Here is a 21,945-nt window from a genome sequence, read left to right as displayed (position 1 = left end):
TTAGCTGCGGGCGCCATCGGCTCGAGTCATAAGCCAATCACTTCGGAAAGCAAAAACCACGCATTCTGTCAGTGCTTGTCTTATTCTTGTCGCCGATGAGCAGGCGCCCTACGCTTTTAATTTCGGGAGGGACTAGAATTGAAGAGAAAGCTATTAGGTGTTATTGACGCAACAACATACCATGAAGATCTAGAGGATCTTTTAACACATCGGTCACTAGCAGCCCTGCCCTTTGCAGGACGTTATCGTATTATTGATTTTGTACTTTCAAATATGGTGAACTCAGGAATAGGAAGCGTCGCGATCTTTCCTAAAATGACCTACCGGTCGTTAATGGACCACCTTGGGTCAGGGAAGAACTGGGATTTAAATCGCAAGCGTGATGGACTTTTCTTTTTTCCAACTCCCGTTATTGATTCAGATATAAATAAAGTCGGTACATTTGAAAACTTTGCTGCCAACTTAGATTTCTTTTACCGCAGTTCTCAAGAGTATTCACTTATTACGAATTGTTATACTGTTTTCAATATGAATTTTAAACCATTGCTAGACTACCATATACATTCCGGATGTGATATTACTGAGATTCACCATGAAGATGGTACTCCGATGGAAATGTTCTTAGTGAAAACATCCTTACTTATTAAGTTAATTGAAACAAGAAATGAAACAGGATATACATGTATGAGGGATGTGGTATTAGACACTGAACATCATTATTCCATTTGCAGCTACGTATATTCCGGTTATGCGGTTATGATAGATTCTATCCAAAACTATTTTTCTACTAGTTTAAATTTATTAAATTCAGATGTCTGGAAGCAATTATTTATTAAAGAACAGCCTATCCTGACAAAGGTGAAAGATGAGCCGCCAACACGGTATTTAAAAGGCTCGGTAGTGAAAAATTCCATGATTGCTAATGGCTGTTTAATTAATGGTTCAGTTGAAAATAGTATTATCTCCAGGGGAGTAAAAATTGGTAAAGGGGCAGTTATTAAGAATTGCATAATCATGCAAAAATCTGTAATTGAAGATAATTGCTACCTCGATTCCGTTATTTTAGACAAGGACGTAAAGGTAGAGGCGGGTACAAACCTAACAGGCACTGCAAGGGACCCATTTGTCGTGCGTAAAGGAACTAGACAAGGAGCTCTGATGAATTCGTGAAAGTATTATTTGCAGTTTCAGAATGTGGTCCATTTGCAAAATCTGGGGGGCTTGCGGACGTTGCAGGCTCCCTTCCTAAGGAATTAAAAAGTCTCGGTACGGACGTAAGGGTAATAATGCCCAAATATGGAACAATTGCCGATGAATTTAAGGCAGGTATGGAAAAAGTTAAAGAATTCACTGTACCTGTTGGCTGGAGAAATCAATATTGTGGAATAGAAGAGCTTTCCTATGAGGGTGTAACCTATTACTTTGTTGATAATGAGTATTATTTTAAACGCGAAGGTTTTTATGGATATTATGATGATGGCGAGAGATTCGCATATTTTAATCGGGCTGTGCTGGAAGCTCTTGCACATCTAGATTTTTATCCCGACGTACTGCATTGCCATGACTGGCATACAGCTATGATTCCATTCTTATTAAGAATGGAGTATTACAAACAAAAAGGCTACGGACTTATTCGTACTGTTTTCACGATTCATAATCTGCAATTTCAGGGCATTTTCCCAAGAGAGGCACTTTCTGATTTGCTTGGATTAGATTGGGGAGCATTTAACCCTCAAAACTTAGAATTCTTCGGCTGCATTAATTTTATGAAGGGTGCTCTCGTAGCAGCTGATGAAATTACAACAGTAAGCCCAACCTATAAACAAGAAATCCAAACGCCTGTATATGGTGAAAAATTGGATGGTCTTTTAAAAACAAGAGAAGAAGATCTTGTCGGCATTCTAAATGGCATCGATGATAAATTTTATAATCCGGCCGACGATTCACTTATATATAAAACATTCACAGTTAATAGCCTTGAAAACAAGGCCATTAATAAAAGTGAAGTCCAAAAATTCTTTGGACTCCCACAAAAAACAAATACACCGTTAATGGTGATGATTACTCGGCTGACAAAACAAAAGGGACTAGATCTCGTTAAGTGTGTTTTAAACGATATTCTTCATGAAGATATTCAAATGGTGGTTCTAGGGACAGGAGACTATACCTATGAAGAATATTTACGTGATGCAGCGAACTCCTATCCAGATAAATTAAAGGTTCACATCGGTTTTAGTGAGGGACTGGCGCATAAGTTATATGCTGCAGCAGACCTGTTTCTAATGCCATCCCTTTTTGAGCCATGCGGTCTAGGTCAATTAATCGCTATGAGATATGGTGCGGTGCCAATTGTACGTGAAACTGGGGGGCTAAATGATACGGTACAGTCTTGGAATGAATTAACCAACGAGGGTAATGGTTTTTCCTTTAAGAATTTTAATGCCCATGACATGCTGTATACAATTAGAAGGGCACTACACTTTTATCATGATTCTGTTTGGGAAACGATTGTTCAAAAAGCGATGGAGAAGGATAATAGCTGGGCCCAATCTGCATTTAAGTATAATCAGCTGTATGCAGAGCTGGTCTCGAGGAGTGAAACCCATGTTTTCTAATACAACAGAGTTTAAGAACACTTTCTTAAAGAGGTTGAATATGGTATGTGGAAAGAGCTTTTCAGAAAGCTCAGAGCGTGACCATTACCAAACACTTGGTATTATGATTCGAGAATTTGTTAGCCATGATTGGATTAAAACGAATGAACGTTACCTTGCTGCAAAAGGAAAACAAGTCTATTATCTTTCAATAGAATATTTATTAGGAAAGTTGCTGCGGCAAAATCTAATTAATTTAGGAATCGAAGAAACCGTACAAGTTGGTCTTAAAGAACTTGGCATCGATTTAAGTAACCTAGAGGAATTAGAAAGTGATGCAGGATTGGGAAATGGCGGCTTAGGCAGATTAGCCGCTTGTTTTCTTGATTCTCTAGCTTCACTTAACCTCCCAGGACACGGTCATGGGATACGTTATAAACACGGACTATTTGAACAGAAAATTGTGGATGGATATCAAGTAGAACTCCCTGAGCAATGGCTCAGGAGCGGTAATGTTTGGGAAGTTCGGAAGGCTGACTTAGCGGTAAAGATACCCTTTTGGGGCAAGGTGGAAGGCAGAACAGAGAATGGCCGGCTTGTGTTTCATCATTTAAATGCTGAAACCGTTACTGCAGTTCCACATGATATGCCGGTAATTGGATACAATTCAGAAACAGTTAATACACTAAGATTATGGAATGCGGAGCCATCTCAATTCCCCATTCATGATGATATATTAAAGTATAAACGGGAAACGGAATTAGTTTCAGAATTCCTGTATCCAGATGATACCCATGATGAAGGAAAAATCCTCCGGTTGAAACAGCAATACTTTTTAGTATCTGCAAGTATTCAATCCATCATAAAAACATACCGGAAACAGCATGGAAACTTAAGGGAACTTCATGAATACGTATGTATTCACATTAATGATACCCACCCCGTTTTGGCCATTCCTGAACTAATGAGAATCTTAATTGATGAGGAAGGATTTGACTGGGATCTTGCCTGGTATATTACAAGGCACACGATTTCTTATACAAATCATACAACTTTATCGGAAGCATTGGAAAAATGGCCGATTCGAATCTTTCAACCCTTATTACCTCGTATTTATATGATTGTGGAAGAAATAAATGAACGGTTTTGCGGTGAGTTATGGGATAAATACACAGGGGATTGGGATAGGATAGCAAAGCTGGCGATCATTGCTGATGGCTTTGTAAAGATGGCTCATTTAGCTATCGTGGGTAGTTTTAGCGTTAATGGGGTTGCCAAGCTGCACACAGAAATACTAAAAACTCGTGAAATGAATCAATTTTATCAATTGTTTCCAGAAAAATTCAATAATAAAACCAATGGTATCGCCCATCGGCGATGGCTGCTAAAAGGAAACCCGGATTTATCCAATTTAATAACTGATTCCATTGGTTCTTCTTGGACTCAATCACCTGCTGATTTAATTAAATTACTTAACTATCAACACGATTCATCCTTCCTAGAAAAGCTCTTGAAAATTAAAAGGGATAATAAAGAACGTCTTGCTGAAGTAATACAGAGTAAGAATGGGATTGTTGTGGACTCCTCTGCTATCTTTGATGTTCAGGTTAAGCGCCTGCATGCCTATAAAAGACAGCTTCTAAAGGTTTTACATATCATGTATCTTTATAATCGAATAAAAGAGGATTCTAGTTTTTCAATGGTACCGAGAGTATTCATTTTTGGTGCCAAGGCGTCCCCAGGTTATTATTATGCAAAGAAAATTATTAAGCTCATTAATACAGTAGCAGAAAAGGTTAACAACGATCCGTTTATTGGCGATAAAATGAAGGTGGTCTTTCTTGAAAATTATCGTGTTTCGCTTGCGGAAAAAGTCTTTCCGGCTGCTGATTTAAGTGAACAAATTTCAACTGCGAGTAAAGAAGCATCTGGAACTGGTAACATGAAGTTTATGATTAATGGAGCGCTGACAGTAGGAACAATGGATGGGGCCAATATTGAAATTCATGAATTGGTTGGAGATGAGAACATCTTTACGTTCGGACTTTCTGCTGATGAGGTACTTCACTATTACCAGCATGGAGGCTATCAATCGGATGAATATTATCATCATGACAGCCGTATCCGCCAGGCTGTAGATCAGCTTGTAAATGGGTTTTTCCCTGGTGTTTATAACGAATTTGAACCGATTTTTGATTCATTGCTAGAGGAAAATGACCAATACTTTGTGCTGAAGGATTTTGCATCCTATGCGGACACTCAAAAGACAATCGGCGAGACTTTTAGGGACCAGCAGATCTGGCAGCAGAAGTGTCTTGTTAACATCGCCCATGCCGGTTATTTTTCAAGTGATCGGACAATCAAAGAGTATGCGGACCATATTTGGGAAATTAAGCCGCTATAATCAAAAGGCATCTGCTGTAAAAATAGCAGATGCCTTTAATCATTTATGAAACAAAGTGTCCGAGGAAAATTCCAATGGCTAGTAAAAAGCCAAAAATTGTATTGGTTTGTGCTGTTGCTTTCATGGCTGGAGCCATTTGAATAGGTGAAACGCCGGCTTTAAACCCTTTAATGGCCTTCGTTGCTTTAGGAATACTAAGAAGTACGAGCAACGTCCAAATTGGAGCAATACCGGTGAGGATTAATCCTATTATCCAAAGAAATGAAAACATGAACATAAAGCCCATTAAAGTAACTGCCTTATGTTTACCTATAAGAATGGCAAGTGTTCTTCTGCCATTTTCTTTATCGCCTTCTAAATCTCTTATATTATTAGAAAAATTAATCGCACCAACAAGAACTAAAATAGGAACTGCGATTAAAACGCTGTAGGTGGTAACAGTTCCTGTTTGGATAAAAAATGAAATAAGGATGATTAACATACCCATAAAGAAGCCTGCGAAAATCTCTCCAAATGGAGTATACGCAATTGGAAACGGTCCGCCTGTATACAAATAACCCACTGCCATGCAAATAAGTCCCAGAACTGCCAGCCACCAGCTAGTACTCATACAAATATATACCCCAATCAATAAAGCAATTCCATAGAGGCTTAGTGCGAGCTGCATGACCGTTTTCGGTTTGATACCATCACGAACTATCGAACCGCCAATTCCAATTGAATGCTCATTGTCAAGTCCGCGTTTAAAATCATAGTATTCATTGAACATATTAGTAGCTGCTTGGATTAATAAACTTGCAATTAACATGGCAAAGAAAAGACCAAAGTGTATTTCTCCATGTGAAAGTGAAAGTGCTGTTCCTAGTAAAACGGGAACGAATGAAGCAGTTAATGTATGGGGACGGGTCATTTGCCACCAAACCTGAAAACCACGATTCGATTCAACAGCAGGCTTTGACGTTTGCTGTAAATTTGGCTGCATTATCTTCTCTCCCTTTAATGAAATTTTCTATTATCTATCGTAAAATCGTTAATTTGTCCTATTGTCTAAAGACTGTCCAAACCTTAGTTTATGGAATTTAACAACTACAGTCAATTATTTTTTATTAGTGAAAATAGCAGATAATTCCTCCTTGATTAGTAATGAGTATTTGGAGGGAAAATGAAACAAACAAATGTACAAATCATATACACCCCTGCTCGGTATGAATTAAGATATAATAAGTAGTGAATGAGTATACTTAGTGACAAGTATTACTGACTTCTTTACAATAAAGAAGTATCTTTAAATTAGGTATACAAATGAATGGATAACAGTCACTTGACTGTTTTGGAGGGATTTTTTTGGTTACCATTCAGGAAACGGAATTAAAGGATAGAGGTATTACCGCAATCCGCACTGCGCAAATGCTGGGTCGACCCATCTTAATTAGCGAAGTTCATAAAATAGACAGCATTGACCCTTTATCCTTTTTCGTAAGTGGAAGAGAGCGCTATCTTGGGGAGCGTTTCTATTGGAAAGACCCAACAGAAGAGGTTGTGCTTATTGGCGTTGGCATATCAAAACAAATTCAGTCGGATCAGGCTACTGACCGCTTTTTTCATGTTGAAGAAGAGTGGAGAAAATTTTTAGAGGAAGGGCTAATCTTTAACCCATACAATGAAAATGGTTTAGGACCGGTTATGTTTGGCGGGTTCTCCTTTGACCCGCTTAAAGAAAAAACAACGTTGTGGTACAAATATGCAGATTCTCTATTTCATGTTCCAAAATATATGTTAACAATTGTTAAGGGACAAACATATTTAACGACGAATATAGTCTGTACCCCAAATGATGATTATACACTTTTTGAAAAAGTAATGAATGAGCGGGCTCAGATACTCGCATCTTTAAAACAAGACACTGACTTGACACCGGCTAAACTTCTCGAAATGAAAGAAATTTCACCTCTGCAATGGAAACAGACTGTGGATGATGTGGTAGAGGAATTAAAAAATGGTTCGTTAAAAAAGGTAGTACTTGCACGAGAAGTAAGATTATTTTTTGATCATCCCGTTAAAGCTGAAATTATTCTTGAGAATTTATACAATCAACAACGAGATAGCTTTATCTTTGTTTTTGAATCAAACGGAGACTGTTTTATTGGTGCCACACCTGAAAGACTCGTGAAGAAGCAAGGAGAAAATGTATTCTCTACCTGCCTGGCCGGTTCGATTAGACGCGGTAAAAACGAAGAAGAAGACAATAAGCTAGGGCAAATATTACTAAATGATCAGAAAAACCTGAATGAGCACGGATTTGTGGTTGAAATGATTAAAGAAGCATTAGAAGAATCATGTGAGGAAATTATCCTTCCAGATAAACCTCAATTAATGAAAATCCGGGATATTCAACATCTATATACACCCGTCATTGGTAAATGCCAAAAGGATGCATCGCTGCTTCTATTAGTGGAAAGACTTCATCCAACTCCTGCTTTAGGCGGACTTCCTAAACAAGAAGCTGTTGAAAAAATTAGACAGGTTGAGAAATTAGATCGCGGTTTTTATGCTGCACCTTTGGGCTGGGTCGATTATCGAGGAAATGGTGAGTTCTCGGTTTCGATTCGTTCCGGTCTCATTCAAGGTAAAGAGGCCTCATTATTTGCAGGATGTGGTGTTGTGGCGAATTCCGACTCAGAAAGTGAATACCTGGAAACAAGCTTAAAATTTAGGCCGATGCTTCGCGCACTTGGAGGAAATTAATATGAATCATCAAGAATCCTTAACCGCTTATTTAGCAGCTTTTGTTTCGGAGATTGTACTATCAGGAATAAAAGATGTTGTCGTCAGTCCGGGGTCAAGATCGACCCCTATGGCAATGGTTATGGCAGAACATCCTGAGATAAATATTCATATCCATGTGGATGAACGTTCGGCGGCTTTTTTTGCATTAGGAATAGCAAAAGTAACGAACAAGCCAGTGGCGATTTTATGTACTTCCGGAACAGCAGCAGCAAACTATTTTCCTGCCATTATTGAAGCACGCTATTCACGTGTGCCGTTACTTGTCCTAACCGCAGACAGGCCACATGAACTGAGGGAGGTAGGTGCGCCGCAGGCAATTGATCAACTTCATTTGTATGGTCAGCATGTAAAATGGTTTGCAGACATGGCATTGCCAGAAAGCAGTACAGAAATCATACGCTATGCGCGAACGGTTGGAGCTCGTGCAGCAGCGATTGCAAGCCAAGCTCCAGCAGGGCCAGTCCATTTGAATTTTCCATTCAGGGAACCACTGATACCCAAAATGGATGAAACTATCTTTCAGTTAGAAGAGAGACCGATGGGATATGTCAAAGTCCTAAATGGAGAATTAACGATTAGTGAGAATGAAATCAAGGACATATCGTTGAAACTAAATGGATATAAAAACGGAATCATTGTTTGCGGCAATATTGCTGATAATCGTTTTGCTCAGGCTGTCACAGACTTATCAGATATGTTAAAGTTTCCAATCTTAGCGGATCCTTTATCACAACTTAGAAGTGGACAACATCAACTAGACAATATAGTTGAAACTTATGATACCTTTTTAAGAAATGAAGATGCTAAATCCTATTTGAAACCAGATGTTATCCTCCGCTTCGGGGCAATGCCTTTATCTAAAGCTCTAACAATATTCTTAAAGGAAAATCATCAAGCGGAGCAATTTGTCATAGATGGAGCAGGAGGCTGGCGGGATCCAGCATCTTTATCAACTGAAATGATTTACTGTAACGAAACCATCTTTTGCGAACGGATGTTGGCTGTTAGTGAAAAAAGAACTTGTGGTGAATTTTTAGACAAATGGCTGGCTGTTAATAATCTTACAAAAGCAAACATGGAGCTTATTAAGGATAATCAGCAATTAAGTGAAGGTCGATTGTTTTATCAATTAGCGGATATGCTTCCAGAAGGTGCAGCATTGTTTGTTGGAAACAGCATGCCTATTAGAGATTTAGATAGTTTCTTTCTCAATAACGAAAAATCAATTAAAGTCATTGCTAATAGAGGAGCAAATGGCATTGATGGAACGGTATCAACAGCATTAGGTGCAGGATTATACTCACAGCCTTTATATCTGGTAGTAGGTGATTTAACTTTTTTCCATGATTTAAATGGATTAATCGCTGCAAAGTTGTATGGCATTGATATCACGATTATTGTTGTAAACAACAATGGCGGCGGAATATTCTCCTTCCTGCCGCAAGCACAGCACCCTAAGAATTTTGAACGTCTATTCGGCACACCGTTAAACCTAGATTTTGAACATGCAGTCCGAATGTTTAATGGCCACTTTACAAAAGTTCAGGATTGGGAACAATTAGGAGCGCTGATGAACCAATCAAATGAAGCCAAGGGACTAAATGTCTATGAAGTGGTAACACATCGGGATAGTAATTTGGCAGAACATCGCAAGTTTTGGCGTATTGTTTCCGAGGAAATATCAAATTTTGTCAAAGGTGTTCAGTAATGCTCGTAAAAATTAATGGACTTAATTATTATGTCGAATTGTGTGGGGAAGGATTTCCATTACTGATATTGCACGGCTTTACAGGAGATTCTACCACTTGGACGCCTTTTGTTCCGATTTGGGGCAAGCATTCAAAACTAATCATCCCAGACATTATTGGACATGGTCAAACGGAATCACCAAATGATTTAAATCGTTATGAAATAGAATCTGCTGCGAAAGACTTGATTATGATTTTAGACCATCTTGAAATTGATCAAATCGACCTTCTTGGGTATTCAATGGGCGGCAGATTAGCCCTGACGCTTGCGATAGTATACCCAGATAGAGTAAGGAAGCTGATTTTAGAAAGCGCCTCGCCTGGTTTAAACTCAAGTGAAGAAAGAATGCTTCGCCGTATGAAAGATGAGGAACTAGCAAACTTTATTAATGACCGAGGGATTGTGTCCTTTGTTGATTACTGGGAAGCAATTCCTCTCTTTTCTACCATGTGCAGTTTACCTGCTTCAGTAAAAAAATCTATTAGAGAGCAGCGGCTGTCTAATAATGCCATTGGTCTTGCTAATAGTTTATTAGGGATGGGAACTGGCTCTCAGCCATCTTGGTGGAGAAAGTTGGACTCCATCCGCTGTGAAGTGTTATTGTTAACAGGTGATAAGGATGGAAAGTTCTGTACGATTGCCGAGAGAATGGCAGAGAATATCGAAAGTGCTTCATGGATTGTCATTAATGATAGTGGTCATGCAATTCATGTGGAACAAACAGAAAAATTTGGTACAATAGTAAGTGACTTTTTGTCAAAATAAAATTAAGGAGGAAGATTTTTTTGACAGTAGAATGGATTGCAGGACGCAAATATGATGAAATTTTATATGAAACATATAATGGAATTGCTAAAATTACAATTAATCGCCCACATGTACATAATGCATTCACACCAAGAACCGTTACGGAATTAATTGATGCTTTTGCTTATGCAAGGGATGATTCAAGTGTAGGAGTAATCGTACTAACAGGTGCCGGAGACAAAGCGTTTTGTTCTGGTGGAGACCAAAAGGTACGTGGACATGGCGGTTATGTGGGCGAAGATCAAATCCCACGTTTAAATGTCCTAGATTTACAACGCTTAATTCGTGTTATCCCAAAACCAGTTATTGCGATGGTAAAAGGTTATGCGATTGGCGGCGGGCACGTTTTACACGTTGTGTGTGATTTAACGATTGCTGCGGATAATGCTGTTTTTGGACAAACAGGTCCAAATGTAGGAAGCTTTGATGCTGGTTATGGCTCAGGCTATCTTGCTAGAATTATCGGTCATAAGAAGGCACGTGAAATTTGGTACCTTTGCCGACAGTATAATGCACAGGAAGCACTTGATATGGGCTTAGTAAATACGGTTGTCCCACTTGAAAGAGTGGAAGAGGAAACAATCCAATGGTGTAATGAAATTCTAGAGAAGAGCCCAACAGCGCTTCGCTTCTTAAAGGCTGCTATGAATGCAGACACAGATGGCTTAGCCGGTCTGCAGCAATTAGCTGGTGATGCAACACTTCTTTACTATACAACTGAAGAAGCCAAAGAAGGCCGAGACGCCTTTAAAGAAAAACGTAAGCCTGACTTTGGTCAATTCCCACGTTTCCCTTGATTTAAAAATGTTGCAGCTTGATGGACTCCATCAGGCTGTTTTTATATAGAAAAGCGCTTGCGCTAGGAAAATTAAAGGGTACTAACTAGAAGTAGGTGAAAATTATGCAACATGAAACCATGCCTAACTTTCTTAAAAAAAGGGCATTTTTAACACCTGAAAGAACGGCAGTTTATTTCAATGACCAGACAATATCTTTTAAAGAATTATATGAAAAATCTTATGAAACTGCTGGACAGCTCAAGAGTTTAGGAGTAAAAAAGGATCAATATATTGGTGTAATACTTAAAAATCATTTTGATACGGTTGTGATTTTATTTGCCCTTCAGCTCATGGGAGTCAAGGCAGTTATTTTAAACAATCGATTATCGAAAAAAGAATTAGTTTGGCAAGTAAATGATTCAAAGGCAGCTGCGGTAATTCTTGAAAATGAATTTTACGAAATATCACAATCAGTGGAAGTGCCCGTTATTAAGAAGGAAGACTTGTTTGCAGCAACTTTAGAAATCCCAGAAATTCAGGAAGAAATTCATTTAAATGATGTCTGTACTGTCATGTATACATCAGGTACAACAGGGTATCCGAAAGGTGTCCTTCACACATATGGAAATCATTGGTGGAGTGCTGTGGGTTCTGCCTTAAATCTAGGATATACCGATCGTGACCGCTGGCTTTGCAGCGTTCCACTTTTTCATATTAGTGGTTATTCCATCCTAATGAAAAGTGTTATATATGGGATGCCGATTATACTCCATGAAAGCTTTGATGCGAATAAAGCCATAGGTGATATTAAATCCAAACATGTTACGATTATGTCAGTGGTTGGAACGATGCTTTTTCGGATGGTTGAAGCCCTAGAGGGTTCTCAACTGCCAAATTATTTTCGTTGTGCACTGTTAGGAGGCGGTCCTGCACCATTGCCGTTGTTAGAGGTATGTAAGGCAAAAGCAGTTCCTGTTTTTCAATCCTATGGGATGACAGAGACGGCTTCTCAAATCGTTACATTAGCTCCCGAGTACAGTATCACAAAACTTGGTTCAGCAGGTAAGCCATTATTTCCTTCACAAATTGAGATTATTTTGGAGAATGGAGGAGTAGCACAGGCAAACCAAGCTGGTGAAATTATTGTAAAAGGTCCAAATGTAACAATGGGTTATTTAAATCGTCCAGAGGTGAGTAAGGAAAAATTTAATCAAGGATGGTTCCATACAGGAGACATTGGCTATATGGATGAGGAGGGCTTTTTATATGTACTTGACCGCCGTTCTGATCTGATTATTTCAGGAGGGGAAAACATTTATCCTGCTGAAATTGAATCCGTATTATTAGCTCATCCAGATGTGGCTGATGCGGGTGTAACTGGCTTCAATGATGAAACATGGGGACAGGTTCCCGTGGCTTTCATTGTTCCTAAAAAAAATGCAAAGGTTACAGAGGAAGAACTTATACAATTTTGCTTAGTAAGCTTGGCTAAATATAAAATACCAAAATCATTCTATTTTACGAAAGAACTACCGAGAAACGCTTCTAAAAAGCTGCTTCGCAGAAAGCTATCTGAATTGGTTCATGAAGGCAGGATTCAGAAATGAGAATAGATCAAATAAAACTTAGAGTGATCAGTATGCCATTAAAGTCCCCTTTTCACACTCACTTAGGTACGGTTACAACGCGTGAAGGGATTATCGTAGAGGTAATCGATTCGACTGGCATTTCCGGATATGGAGAGGGTGTGGCTTTTTCTACACCGTGGTACACAGAAGAGACTGTAGCAACTAGTTTACATATTTTAAGTGATGTATTAATCCCTTTGCTTAAGAAGAGTGAAATTGAGCATCCCGAGGACGCAGCGATTTTATTTCAGTCTATTAGAAGAAACCATATGGCCAAGGCCGCATTGGAAATGGCCATATGGGACTTATACGCTAAACTGAGTTCAGCATCACTTTCTAAGGTCATTGGAGGAACTAGAAGCGAAATTGCTTCAGGTGTAGTGATTGCTGCTAATTCACTCCCTAGTGCTCTCAACCAAATTGAAAAATATTTGGAAGAAGGATATCAGAGATTTAAGATTAAGATTAGTCCTGGTCATGATTATTCTCTCTTAGAGGAAATACGCCGTCATCACCCAGAACTTCCAATAATGGCAGATGCCAATTCGGCTTATACCTTAAACGATATTGACAGATTAAAAGCACTAGATGACTTTAATCTTATGATGATAGAACAACCGTTGGCAAGTGACGATATTATTGAACACTCACTACTTCAAAAAGATATTCGTACACCAATTTGTTTAGATGAAAGTATAGTCAGCTTTCATGATGCAAAAAATGCGATTGAAATCGGGAGTTGTAAGATTATTAATATTAAAGCAGGAAGAGTAGGAGGTCTTTACGAGGCCAAAAGAATTCATAATTATTGCCTGGATAGGGGCATCGAGGTTTGGTGCGGCGGAATGATAGAATTTGGAATATCCCGTGCGCATAACATAGCTCTAGCTTCACTACCTGGTTTTACTATCCCCGGTGATATTTCTGCTTCTAATCGATTCTGGGAGGAAGATATTATTACACCTGAGGTTAGTGTAAATAATGGTTTTGTAAGCGTGCCAGAAACACCAGGCATTGGGTTCGGCATTAATGCAAAAAGGCTGAAAGAAACCACAGTAATGGAAAAGGTTTTTAAATTTAACGACAAATAAACCAGACAAAAAGTCTGGTTTAATTTAATAATTTATAGATCTGCAGGTTCAAATGTTTTACAGTCGGTTTCTCGACTGTTATCAGCGGTTTTTCCTTTGTGGCTGACAACATATATACTATCCGCACTGCATTTATTTCCTTTTGCCCAATAAGAGCAGTTGTTAACTTCACATAATACATCTTGCGCCATTTGTATCACTCCTTTTTAGATCATTCGTAATACAAAAATAGCTTTTGAATTTTTACATTTTCTTATCCTTGTAAGATAAAGGGAATTAACAACTAATTGTTTAAAGCAATTTTTAATGATTCTAAGTTTTTCTCCATTAGAGAAAAATATGTTTCTTTATCTTTAATGTTTTCGGTTGTTAAAATACCTAAATTATGAACGAGTAAAGCCTTTGCTCCAATTTCCTTCTGCACAATCTCCGCCAATTTTGATTGAACGTTTTGTTCAAACAGGATGTAATGCAGTCCTTGTTTATTGGCTAATGAGATAATATTTTCAAGTTCACGCTGCGTTGGTTCATTCGTTGTGGAAAGACCAGAAATACTGATCTCTTCAAGACCGTACCTTTGCTCCCAGTAACTAAATGCAGCATGAGTGACAAGGATATCTTTATGTTTTGCATTTTGAATGGTGCTCTTGAATTCTGAATCTAATTGATCTAATTCATCTGCAAGCGTTTGATAATTTTGATCAAAAGTCTCTTTATTTTGAGGCATTTTTTCAATTAAAGAATCCCTAATGACAGAAGCCATTTCCTTTGAATATATAGGGTCCAGCCAAACATGAGGATTGAAATCTCCATGACCATCATCTTCATGATTTTCATGGTCATCATGTACTTCATGTTCTTCAGCAGGATCTAAAATTAGGTTCTCAGCAGTTGGAATCAACGTGACATTTTCACTTTTTAAGGATTCCTTCGCTTTGTCTACAAAGCCCTCTAATCCTAAGCCGATGTAGAAAAATAAATCTGAATCAGCCAGTTTAATCATGTCTTTTTGGGATGGTTCAAAAGTATGCTCGTCTGCTCCTGGTGGATAGATTGTATTAACATTCACGTATTTTCCACCAATGCGCTCCGTAAAATATTGAAGAGGAAAAACAGTAGAATAAATGGATAACTGCTCTTTCTCTTGATCTGATTGTTCATTTTCGGTACTGCAAGCATTTAGGGCTAAGCTGATAAGTAAAATAAAAGGTAAAAGAAAAAATTTTTTCATATGTTGCTCCTTTAAAAGTTTATAAACCGGAGTTATTACGATTTATATTTGAAAAATTTTTAGAATTTAGTTTATATAAAAAATGTATAATACGGAACGATTCCGATTTCCTTATGTATCTTACAAAAAAAATGAGTTAAATGCAAGCATAATATTGTAGCATCCGTTAGTTTTTAAGTATTATAAGTATAAATAAAGTGAAGGTGGGATAATTGTGAGCAACACAACATTATTAAATGAAATTCTAGATTATAACCAAAAATTTGTAGAGAGCCATGAATATGAGAAGTACGAGACAACTAAATTTCCGAATAAACGAGCGGTTATACTAACATGTATGGACACGCGATTATTGGAATTGCTGCCAAAGGCAATGAACTTAAGCAACGGTGACATAAAGACGATTAAAAATGCCGGGGCATTGGTTTCTCATCCATTTGGAAGTATTATGAGAAGTATTCTCATTGCTGTATATCAGCTGCAAGCTGAGGAAGTGCTAGTCATTGCCCATCATGATTGTGGGATGAGCGGATTAAAGGCTGAACCAGTTATAGAAAGTATGATGAGCCGTGGGGTAACAGAAGAAACATTTGATACTCTAACTTATTCAGGTATTGATATTAAAAACTGGCTGCATGGATTTGAAAATGTCAGTGAAAGTGTTGAGCACAGTGTGGGGGTTATCAGAAATCATCCATTAATGCCAGAAGGTGTTCCGGTACATGGATTAGTCATTGACCCAAAGACAGGGAAACTTGACCTTGTTGTTGACGGCTACCAACGTTAAATTTCTTTCTTTTCTGGTACTGGATCAACTCCACCCGGATGGAAGGGATGACATTTTAGAATTCTCTTTACTGTAAGCCAGCCTCCTTTTAGAGCTCCAAATCGTTGGACCGCTTCTATACCATAATGTGAACACGTAGGATAAAAACGGCAACTCGGCGGTTTAATAGGAGAAATTACAACTTGGTAAAAGCGAATAACTGAAATCAAAAAATTTTTTAACATAGGGAAACTCCCTTCAAGAAATTACTTAAAAGATATCATAAATAGAAAAAAACGTCTAAATTATTAATTATCCTATGCAGATGAAATTACTCGGATTTTATAGTATGATACTACATAGATGGATAAAAGGAGTGGGGAATAATGCCTTCTGTAGAAAGCTTTGATTTAGATCATAATGCCGTCAAAGCACCGTATGTTAGACATTGCGGTGTCCATAAAGTAGGAACCGACGGGATTGTTAATAAATATGATATCCGTTTTTGCCAGCCGAATAAACAAGCTATGAAGCCAGATGTTATCCATACATTAGAACATTTACTTGCTTTTAATCTCCGTGCACACGTAGAGAAATATGAGCACTTCGATATCATCGATATATCACCTATGGGCTGTCAAACCGGCTACTATTTAGTTGTGAGTGGTGAGCCGACTGTGGAAGAAATCATTGACCTTCTTGAAGATACAATGAAAACCGCTGTTGAAATAACGGAGATTCCAGCAGCAAACGAAAGACAATGCGGACAAGCGAAACTTCATGATTTAGAAGGTGCAAAACGTTTAATGCGTTTTTGGCTTGAACAAAATAAAGAAGACTTAAAACAAGTTTTTGCGTGAAAAAAAAATTCCTATTCGTTTTGAATAGGAATTTTTTTTATTGTTTATTTTCCGTATCAACATTATTTTCATTCTTTAAATAAGGATTATCGTCGAGTGGATCAACTGTATGTTTAAATTTATAGGCTTTCGACGTTGTGATAACAGCAAGCAATAATACTACAATAATGATAATAACGCTTACCACAAATATCGTATACATTTTTTCTCCTCCCCTGTCTCATCTTACATTTTAGCATGTTTTTAGCCTTTATTAACAAAAAAAGAAACTGACATCTGCCAGTTCCAAAATTTTAGTGCTATGTAGATTTTAGTGAATATTTCTTGGATAATAAGTATGGGTGCGCTGGCCGTATTCTTCCTGGGCGAATTTACCTTTCAAACTCTCAATTAAATAAAGCCCCATTAAATCGTATAATTCCTGCTTATCCATCTCTTTAATTAAGTGCAGCAGATCCTCATGTGACATTTCTTCTAAGAAGGCGAATGCTAACATATCAATATCCTCTTCATCACCTGTCAGCTTGTCTCGATACATCTGAAATAATTCATCGACTAACCTCACTCCGTTCACCTCCAAAGAATTTTAAAAATTTTTTCCTTACTTATTCAATTCCCTTAATGATGAAAAATATCCTCTATGACTGAATCAAAAGTTTGAAAAAATGGTAAAAATCTATTTTCTTAATATTATGACAATTATACCTTATTCATTTCTAAAAAATGAGTCGAAATTTGAAAAAGAATAAATTTTATTTCATTGTGGGAAATTTTAAATACTATTTATAAGGGGATGACAAAATGGATGAGCAAAAAAAGACCTATTATATAGACGTTGGGCATGGGCAAATATCCCAAAGTGCAACTGCCTCTGCTTGGAATTTTAAGATTCAAGCGAATGATGAAGAAATTACCCAGCTTCGGGAGTTATTTGACCAAAATTATTCTACAGAATGGCAAAATTTCTTCAGAGCCCATGTTCCGTATGTTCAATATCACTATGACCGTGAAAACGATGCTTATGACGATACAATTGAAAAAGTTTATGGGATGATTTACAAACTGGGTGACGAAGAAGCAAGAAGTCATATTGAAACGATGAATATCTTGCCAAAGCAAGGGTAAAAAAACGGAAAATCCTATTCTTAAGGATTTTCCGTTTTTTTCGATTATAATGAACACAAGGGGTCAGAACGGGGTGAGGATAATGAAAAGTTTTTTAGATCGGTTAGGGAACAAGGTTGAGCTATCATTCTCAAGCAATGCTTTTGAACAGAAAGCGAAACACGTATTTGTGATTTGTAAATATTTAGATGATTGGCTTCTAACAAAGCATAGCGTTCGAGGATTGGAATTTCCAGGAGGTAAAGTTGAATCTGGAGAGTCACTTAAAGAAGCCGCTATCCGTGAGGTTTATGAGGAGACGGGAGCCACTATAGAGGGCCTTGCACAAATCGCTGAATATAGAGTGTCTGACCAAAAAAATACTTTTGTAAAGGCTGTATTTTGGGGGAAAATAAAATCTATAGATAAAAAGAATAGTTATTTTGAGACAAACGGCCCTGTATTAGTAAAAGGTAATCTGTTGGATATGCGGTTTGGTGAAGAGTACAGCTTTATTATGAAGGACGAAGTGGTTGCGGAATGTTTGGCGTTTATTTATAAACGTGAAAAAGAATAGCGACAAATTTATATAAGCCGCTATTCCTTGATAAGTTTTTTTTCCAATAGCTCTACAAGCTGATACATGATGGTTGCAACAACAGCAATGACCAGCAAGGATAAAAAGACAAGGGTAAAATTAAAGACTTGGAAGCCGTAAATGATAAAGTAACCGAGTCCCCTGGATGAAACTAAAAATTCTCCAACGATGACGCCGACCCATGATAGTCCAACATTCACCTTTAAGGTTGAAATAATGGTTGGAAAACTAGCGGGGAGGATGGCTTCCTTAAAGCATTGCAGACGTGACGCTCCGAATGTCTGGAGTACTTTTAAATAGTTAGGGTCTACTTCTTTAAAAGAAGTATAAACCACAATAGTTGTAATAATAACGGAAATAATCGCTCCCATCGCTATAATAGAAGGATATCCCGGTCCAAGGGCGACGATTAATATAGGGCCTAAAGCGACCTTTGGCATCGCGTTAAGAATAACGAGATAAGGGTCAATAATCTTTGAGAGCATCGGCGACCACCATAGCAATGCTGCTAGAACGGTACCCAGTAACGTACCTAAAATGAACCCAAAAATAGTTTCTGTTAAGGTAACACCAAGATTGGATATTAAAGAACCATCTTGAATTTTTTCAAGGAATAAATTCCAAATTTTCGATGGAGAACTGAAGAGTAGAGGGTCAATCCAACGTTTTTGACTGGCGATTTCCCAACTCGAAAAAAAGAGCAGGAAAATGACGACTTGATAAAAACGTACCCATCTTTTTTCGATCGTTAGAGAATGTAAATAATTTTTATGGAGGAGGCTCACGTTATTCTTTCCCTGTTTCAAGTGAATCCAACTCCTTCCATATATTCTGAAAGATACTAGAAAATGTCTCATGGTTTCTCGCTTTAAAAGGAGATATGTTCCTTAATTCATCTGGCATTTCAAATATCTTATGAATTCTGCCAGGGCTTGGTGAAAAGAGCACAATCCGATCACTCATTGCAATGGCTTCACCAATGTCATGGGTGACGAGAATGGCTGTTTTTCCAAAGGAGTCGAGCGTGTTGGATACTAGATCTTCCAGCTTCAACTTAGTTTGATAATCTAAAGCTGAGAATGGTTCATCCAGCATGAGCAGCTTAGGCTCCGTTGCCAGTGTTCTAACGAGAGCGGCTCGCTGCCTCATACCTCCCGATAGCTGTTTAGGCAGCTGTTTCTCGATACCACGTAACCCAATTTGATTTAACAGGTCTAAAGCGGCACTTTTGGTTTGCTCATTCAATTGGCCGGATAATTTTAATCCAAGAAGAATATTTTCTTCGATTGTTTTCCATGGAAATAGATAGTCTTGTTGGAGCATGTAGCCAATTTGATTTTTTAACCCTGTGACTGGTTTATTTTCAAGCATAATCGTTCCTTGTGTGGGTTTTATAAGCCCTGCAATGATGGAGAGCAGGGTCGTTTTCCCACAACCGCTAGGGCCGAGGAAGGATATGAATTCACCTTCTTCTACTTGTAAACTTATTTCGGAGAGGGCCGTTGTTGCAGAGGCTTTTGTAAAATAAGTGTGATGGATATCTTTAATGGCTAAAAAACTCATTTGGACGGCCTCCCATATTTTTTATTCTTCTTTCGCTTTTTCAGCTATTTCTGTATTTACTAGTGTAGAATGATCAACTTCTTTTGGAAGCTCACCTGCTTCGTCCATGATGTTCTGGAGATTGTTCCACTCTTCCACATCAAGGATTGGATCGGTTGCAAATGATCCTTGCTCTTTATAACGGTCTACTACTGTGCTTATAAGTTTGACGTCTGTATCAGGAAAATAGGATTGAATAGCTTCAGCGATTTCGTCAGAGCTATGTGTTTCTACCCATTGCTGTGCCTTGTAAACGGCTCTCGTGAATTTTTCTACAATATCCTTGTTCTCTTTCATGTAACTGTCCTTTGCCATGAAGGTTGTATATGGAACATGGCCAGATTCTGTTCCAAAAGAAGCAATAATATGTCCTTTTCCCTCTTGTTCAAAAATGCTTGCCTGTGGTTCGAATAATTGAACAAAATCGCCTGTTCCAGAAGCAAAGGCGCTTGGAATATTTGCAAAATCAATGTTTTGGATGAGATTTAAATCTTGATGTGGATCGATGCCATGTTTCTTGAGAACGAACTCCCCAACCATTTGCGGCATTCCGCCAGTACGTTGACCTAAGAATGTTGAACCTTTTAATAAATCCCATGAGAAATCATCAATTTTTTCTCTGGAGACAAGGAAGGTGCCATCGGTTTGTGTGAGTTGAGCAAAATTAATAACCGGATCATTGGAACCTTGAGCGTAAACATAAATCGAAGTCTCAGAGCCTACCAATGCGATATCTGCACCATTTGATAACAGCGTTGTCATGGTTTTATCGCCGCCAAAGGCTGTAGACAGTTGAACTTCTAAGCCCTCTTCTTCAAAAAATCCTTTTGCTATTGCCACATATTCAGGTGCATAGAAGATAGAGCGAGTAACTTCTACCAATCGAACCTTTTCTACTTTCTCTGTATCCGTCTTGTTGGTATTGTTACAAGCAGCGATTGTGAGCATAAGTATGAATATGAGAAGTGAAGAAAAACTAATTTTTAACCATTTTTTCATACCAAAACCTCCTTATTACAATGAAAAACTGGGCTTTTTGACCTAACATATCGTATGAAACAGAAATAAATGTGTGAATGCCTACTTACATAAATTTTTACGGATTAATGGAAAGGTGAAATGCAGTGAACAAACAAAATGGAAAAATCATCGAGGTTTACCGTTTTCCTTCACCCAATCCTAATGTGGATCTGAGGGAGATTACCTATTTTTCTGATGGATTAAGAGTGAAAGGATTACTGGCAGAACCAAAAGTAAAAGGAAACTATGATGGGTTTTTATATTTGCGAGGCGGTATAAAAAATGTCGGAAAGGTAAGACCGGCAAGGATTGCTCAATTTGCTTCCGAAGGATTCATCGTATTTGCTCCCTACTACCGAGGAAATCAAGGGGGAGAGGGAAATGAGGATTTTGCTGGACAAGACAGGGAGGATGCTTTTTCAGGCTATGAGCTTTTAAAGTCCATTCCTAATGTAGGGAATATTCATGTTTTTGGTTTTTCGCGTGGGGGTGTAATGGCATTAATGACCGCACTTCAATTCCAGGAGACAGCTTCAATTGTTACTTGGGGCGGGGTTAGTGATATGACTTTAACCTATGAAGAAAGAAAAGATTTGCGGAAAATGATGAAAAGAGTGATTGGCGGTACACCAGGAAAATATCCTGAAAGATATGAAGAGCGAACACCGCTTAACGAACTCGAAAAACTATTAGCTCCTGTATTAATCATTCATGGAGTAAATGACCATAACGTATCGGTGGAGCATGCCCACAGGCTAGAAAGAAGACTTAAGATGTTAAATAAGAAGGTGGAGTGCTGGTATTTTGATGATTTTACCCACTACTTTCCTCCTGTAGTAAACAGAAAAATCGTGAAAGATTTAACGAAGTGGATGAAATCTCAAATCGAAAAATGATAAAATAACAGTAAGTCCAATTACAGAGG

At 38.1% G+C, this 21,945-nt stretch carries 23 protein-coding genes; 14 read left to right on the top strand and 9 right to left on the bottom strand.

What is annotated here, in order from left to right; all coding sequences use genetic code 11:
* Positions 1–138: 138 nt before the first annotated feature.
* Genes QNH29_RS24445 through QNH29_RS24435 form a run of 3 tightly spaced genes read left to right on the top strand, consistent with a single transcriptional unit; the run spans position 139 to position 4,998 of the window.
* On the top strand, positions 139–1,170 hold the full coding sequence (locus tag QNH29_RS24445) for a GlgC family sugar phosphate nucleotidyltransferase (RefSeq protein ID WP_283861887.1): 1,032 nt from the start codon (positions 139–141) through the stop codon (positions 1,168–1,170).
* Positions 1,167–2,615: a glycogen synthase GlgA gene (gene glgA, locus QNH29_RS24440; RefSeq protein WP_283861886.1), complete on the top strand. Its 1,449-nt coding sequence runs from the start codon at positions 1,167–1,169 to the stop codon at positions 2,613–2,615. Before QNH29_RS24445 ends, glgA begins: the two co-directional genes overlap by 4 nt.
* Positions 2,605–4,998 (top strand): glycogen/starch/alpha-glucan phosphorylase, encoded by a 2,394-nt coding sequence (locus QNH29_RS24435; protein WP_283861885.1) that lies wholly within the window; start codon positions 2,605–2,607, stop codon positions 4,996–4,998. Before glgA ends, QNH29_RS24435 begins: the two co-directional genes overlap by 11 nt.
* Positions 4,999–5,041: 43 nt before the next feature.
* Here the strand turns inward: QNH29_RS24435 and QNH29_RS24430 are convergent, their stop codons facing one another.
* Positions 5,042–5,980, bottom strand: a complete 939-nt coding sequence (locus tag QNH29_RS24430) for a 1,4-dihydroxy-2-naphthoate polyprenyltransferase (protein WP_283861884.1) — start codon at positions 5,978–5,980, stop codon at positions 5,042–5,044.
* Positions 5,981–6,342: 362 nt separating this feature from the next.
* On the opposite strand from QNH29_RS24430, the gene QNH29_RS24425 reads away from it, so the two are divergent.
* The 6 genes from QNH29_RS24425 to menC all read left to right on the top strand — a co-directional run bounded on the left by QNH29_RS24425 (position 6,343) and on the right by menC (position 13,839).
* The gene (locus QNH29_RS24425; RefSeq protein WP_283861883.1) at positions 6,343–7,743 is read left to right on the top strand and encodes an isochorismate synthase; all 1,401 of its coding nucleotides are present in this window, start codon (positions 6,343–6,345) and stop codon (positions 7,741–7,743) included.
* Between the two features lies 1 nt (position 7,744).
* Positions 7,745–9,493, top strand: a complete 1,749-nt coding sequence (menD, locus tag QNH29_RS24420) for a 2-succinyl-5-enolpyruvyl-6-hydroxy-3-cyclohexene-1-carboxylic-acid synthase (RefSeq protein WP_283861882.1) — start codon at positions 7,745–7,747, stop codon at positions 9,491–9,493.
* Positions 9,493–10,299 (top strand): 2-succinyl-6-hydroxy-2,4-cyclohexadiene-1-carboxylate synthase, encoded by an 807-nt coding sequence (gene menH, locus QNH29_RS24415; protein WP_283861881.1) that lies wholly within the window; start codon positions 9,493–9,495, stop codon positions 10,297–10,299. Before menD ends, menH begins: the two co-directional genes overlap by 1 nt.
* 20 nt (positions 10,300–10,319) lie before the next feature.
* A complete protein-coding gene (gene menB / locus QNH29_RS24410; RefSeq protein WP_283861880.1) occupies positions 10,320–11,138 on the top strand; it encodes a 1,4-dihydroxy-2-naphthoyl-CoA synthase in 819 nt (272 codons plus the stop codon).
* Between the two features lie 104 nt (positions 11,139–11,242).
* A complete protein-coding gene (locus QNH29_RS24405; RefSeq protein WP_283861879.1) occupies positions 11,243–12,727 on the top strand; it encodes an o-succinylbenzoate--CoA ligase in 1,485 nt (494 codons plus the stop codon).
* On the top strand, positions 12,724–13,839 hold the full coding sequence (gene menC / locus QNH29_RS24400; protein ID WP_283861878.1) for an o-succinylbenzoate synthase: 1,116 nt from the start codon (positions 12,724–12,726) through the stop codon (positions 13,837–13,839). Before QNH29_RS24405 ends, menC begins: the two co-directional genes overlap by 4 nt.
* Before the next feature lie 32 nt (positions 13,840–13,871).
* Here menC and QNH29_RS24395 read toward each other — a convergent pair whose 3' ends face one another.
* Both QNH29_RS24395 and QNH29_RS24390 read right to left on the bottom strand, forming a co-directional pair.
* Positions 13,872–14,030, bottom strand: a complete 159-nt coding sequence (locus QNH29_RS24395) for a DUF1540 domain-containing protein (protein WP_283861877.1) — start codon at positions 14,028–14,030, stop codon at positions 13,872–13,874.
* 92 nt (positions 14,031–14,122) lie between these two features.
* Positions 14,123–15,070 carry a metal ABC transporter solute-binding protein, Zn/Mn family gene (locus QNH29_RS24390; protein ID WP_283861876.1) on the bottom strand — a complete coding sequence of 316 codons (948 nt, stop codon included), beginning with the start codon at positions 15,068–15,070 and terminating at the stop codon, positions 14,123–14,125.
* Between the two features lie 214 nt (positions 15,071–15,284).
* Here QNH29_RS24390 and QNH29_RS24385 point away from each other — a divergent pair, with 214 nt between their 5' ends.
* A complete protein-coding gene (locus QNH29_RS24385; protein ID WP_283861875.1) occupies positions 15,285–15,857 on the top strand; it encodes a beta-class carbonic anhydrase in 573 nt (190 codons plus the stop codon).
* Here QNH29_RS24385 and yidD read toward each other — a convergent pair.
* The gene (yidD, locus tag QNH29_RS24380) at positions 15,854–16,081 is read right to left on the bottom strand and encodes a membrane protein insertion efficiency factor YidD (RefSeq protein ID WP_283861874.1); all 228 of its coding nucleotides are present in this window, start codon (positions 16,079–16,081) and stop codon (positions 15,854–15,856) included. The genes QNH29_RS24385 and yidD overlap by 4 nt on opposite strands.
* 141 nt (positions 16,082–16,222) lie before the next feature.
* Here yidD and QNH29_RS24375 point away from each other — a divergent pair, with 141 nt between their 5' ends.
* Positions 16,223–16,696, top strand: a complete 474-nt coding sequence (locus QNH29_RS24375) for an S-ribosylhomocysteine lyase (RefSeq protein WP_283861873.1) — start codon at positions 16,223–16,225, stop codon at positions 16,694–16,696.
* Positions 16,697–16,733: 37 nt separating this feature from the next.
* On the opposite strand, the gene ytzI is transcribed toward QNH29_RS24375, so the two are convergent.
* Positions 16,734–16,898 carry a YtzI protein gene (gene ytzI, locus QNH29_RS24370; protein ID WP_283861872.1) on the bottom strand — a complete coding sequence of 55 codons (165 nt, stop codon included), beginning with the start codon at positions 16,896–16,898 and terminating at the stop codon, positions 16,734–16,736.
* A gap of 108 nt (positions 16,899–17,006) precedes the next feature.
* Positions 17,007–17,261, bottom strand: a complete 255-nt coding sequence (locus QNH29_RS24365; RefSeq protein WP_063255254.1) for a DUF6154 family protein — start codon at positions 17,259–17,261, stop codon at positions 17,007–17,009.
* Positions 17,262–17,497: 236 nt separating this feature from the next.
* Between QNH29_RS24365 and QNH29_RS24360 the strand changes: the two genes are divergently transcribed.
* Positions 17,498–17,821 (top strand): hydrolase, encoded by a 324-nt coding sequence (locus QNH29_RS24360; protein ID WP_283861871.1) that lies wholly within the window; start codon positions 17,498–17,500, stop codon positions 17,819–17,821.
* Between the two features lie 82 nt (positions 17,822–17,903).
* Positions 17,904–18,377 carry an RNA deprotection pyrophosphohydrolase gene (ytkD, locus tag QNH29_RS24355; RefSeq protein ID WP_283861870.1) on the top strand — a complete coding sequence of 158 codons (474 nt, stop codon included), beginning with the start codon at positions 17,904–17,906 and terminating at the stop codon, positions 18,375–18,377.
* 20 nt (positions 18,378–18,397) lie between these two features.
* Here the strand turns inward: ytkD and QNH29_RS24350 are convergent, their stop codons facing one another.
* From QNH29_RS24350 to QNH29_RS24340, 3 genes are read right to left on the bottom strand one after another with little or no spacing between them, the layout of a single operon-like run.
* Complete coding sequence (locus QNH29_RS24350; RefSeq protein WP_283861869.1) at positions 18,398–19,204, bottom strand: ABC transporter permease; 807 nt, start codon at positions 19,202–19,204, stop codon at positions 18,398–18,400.
* Positions 19,185–19,961 carry an ABC transporter ATP-binding protein gene (locus QNH29_RS24345; RefSeq protein WP_283861868.1) on the bottom strand — a complete coding sequence of 259 codons (777 nt, stop codon included), beginning with the start codon at positions 19,959–19,961 and terminating at the stop codon, positions 19,185–19,187. Before QNH29_RS24345 ends, QNH29_RS24350 begins: the two co-directional genes overlap by 20 nt.
* A 21-nt stretch (positions 19,962–19,982) precedes the next feature.
* Positions 19,983–20,999, bottom strand: a complete 1,017-nt coding sequence (locus tag QNH29_RS24340) for an ABC transporter substrate-binding protein (protein ID WP_283861867.1) — start codon at positions 20,997–20,999, stop codon at positions 19,983–19,985.
* A 125-nt stretch (positions 21,000–21,124) separates the two neighbouring features.
* Here QNH29_RS24340 and QNH29_RS24335 point away from each other — a divergent pair, with 125 nt between their 5' ends.
* Positions 21,125–21,916 carry an alpha/beta hydrolase family protein gene (locus QNH29_RS24335; RefSeq protein ID WP_283861866.1) on the top strand — a complete coding sequence of 264 codons (792 nt, stop codon included), beginning with the start codon at positions 21,125–21,127 and terminating at the stop codon, positions 21,914–21,916.
* The last annotated feature ends 29 nt before the right edge of the window (positions 21,917–21,945 follow it).

The sequence above is a fragment of the Neobacillus sp. DY30 genome (genome assembly GCF_030123065.1).
GTDB lineage: Bacteria > Bacillota > Bacilli > Bacillales > Cytobacillaceae > Neobacillus.
The sequence above is the reverse complement of the archived record's forward strand: the minus strand, read 5'-3'. Positions and strand labels throughout refer to the sequence as shown.

Bases quoted from the DNA above. Each gene is read 5' to 3' on its own strand.
- menC (WP_283861878.1), top strand. From the start codon at position 12,724: ATGAGAATAGATCAAATAAAACTTAGAGTGATCAGTATGCCATTAAAG.
- QNH29_RS24405 (WP_283861879.1), top strand. From the start codon at position 11,243: ATGCAACATGAAACCATGCCTAACTTTCTTAAAAAAAGGGCATTTTTA.
- ytzI (WP_283861872.1), bottom strand. From the start codon at position 16,898: ATGTATACGATATTTGTGGTAAGCGTTATTATCATTATTGTAGTATTA.
- QNH29_RS24360 (WP_283861871.1), top strand. From the start codon at position 17,498: ATGGATGAGCAAAAAAAGACCTATTATATAGACGTTGGGCATGGGCAA.
- menH (WP_283861881.1), top strand. From the start codon at position 9,493: ATGCTCGTAAAAATTAATGGACTTAATTATTATGTCGAATTGTGTGGG.
- QNH29_RS24375 (WP_283861873.1), top strand. From the start codon at position 16,223: ATGCCTTCTGTAGAAAGCTTTGATTTAGATCATAATGCCGTCAAAGCA.
- QNH29_RS24345 (WP_283861868.1), bottom strand. From the start codon at position 19,961: ATGAGTTTTTTAGCCATTAAAGATATCCATCACACTTATTTTACAAAA.
- QNH29_RS24340 (WP_283861867.1), bottom strand. From the start codon at position 20,999: ATGAAAAAATGGTTAAAAATTAGTTTTTCTTCACTTCTCATATTCATA.
- QNH29_RS24390 (WP_283861876.1), bottom strand. From the start codon at position 15,070: ATGAAAAAATTTTTTCTTTTACCTTTTATTTTACTTATCAGCTTAGCC.
- menD (WP_283861882.1), top strand. From the start codon at position 7,745: ATGAATCATCAAGAATCCTTAACCGCTTATTTAGCAGCTTTTGTTTCG.
- QNH29_RS24395 (WP_283861877.1), bottom strand. From the start codon at position 14,030: ATGGCGCAAGATGTATTATGTGAAGTTAACAACTGCTCTTATTGGGCA.
- ytkD (WP_283861870.1), top strand. From the start codon at position 17,904: ATGAAAAGTTTTTTAGATCGGTTAGGGAACAAGGTTGAGCTATCATTC.
- QNH29_RS24435 (WP_283861885.1), top strand. From the start codon at position 2,605: ATGTTTTCTAATACAACAGAGTTTAAGAACACTTTCTTAAAGAGGTTG.
- QNH29_RS24430 (WP_283861884.1), bottom strand. From the start codon at position 5,980: ATGCAGCCAAATTTACAGCAAACGTCAAAGCCTGCTGTTGAATCGAAT.
- yidD (WP_283861874.1), bottom strand. From the start codon at position 16,081: ATGTTAAAAAATTTTTTGATTTCAGTTATTCGCTTTTACCAAGTTGTA.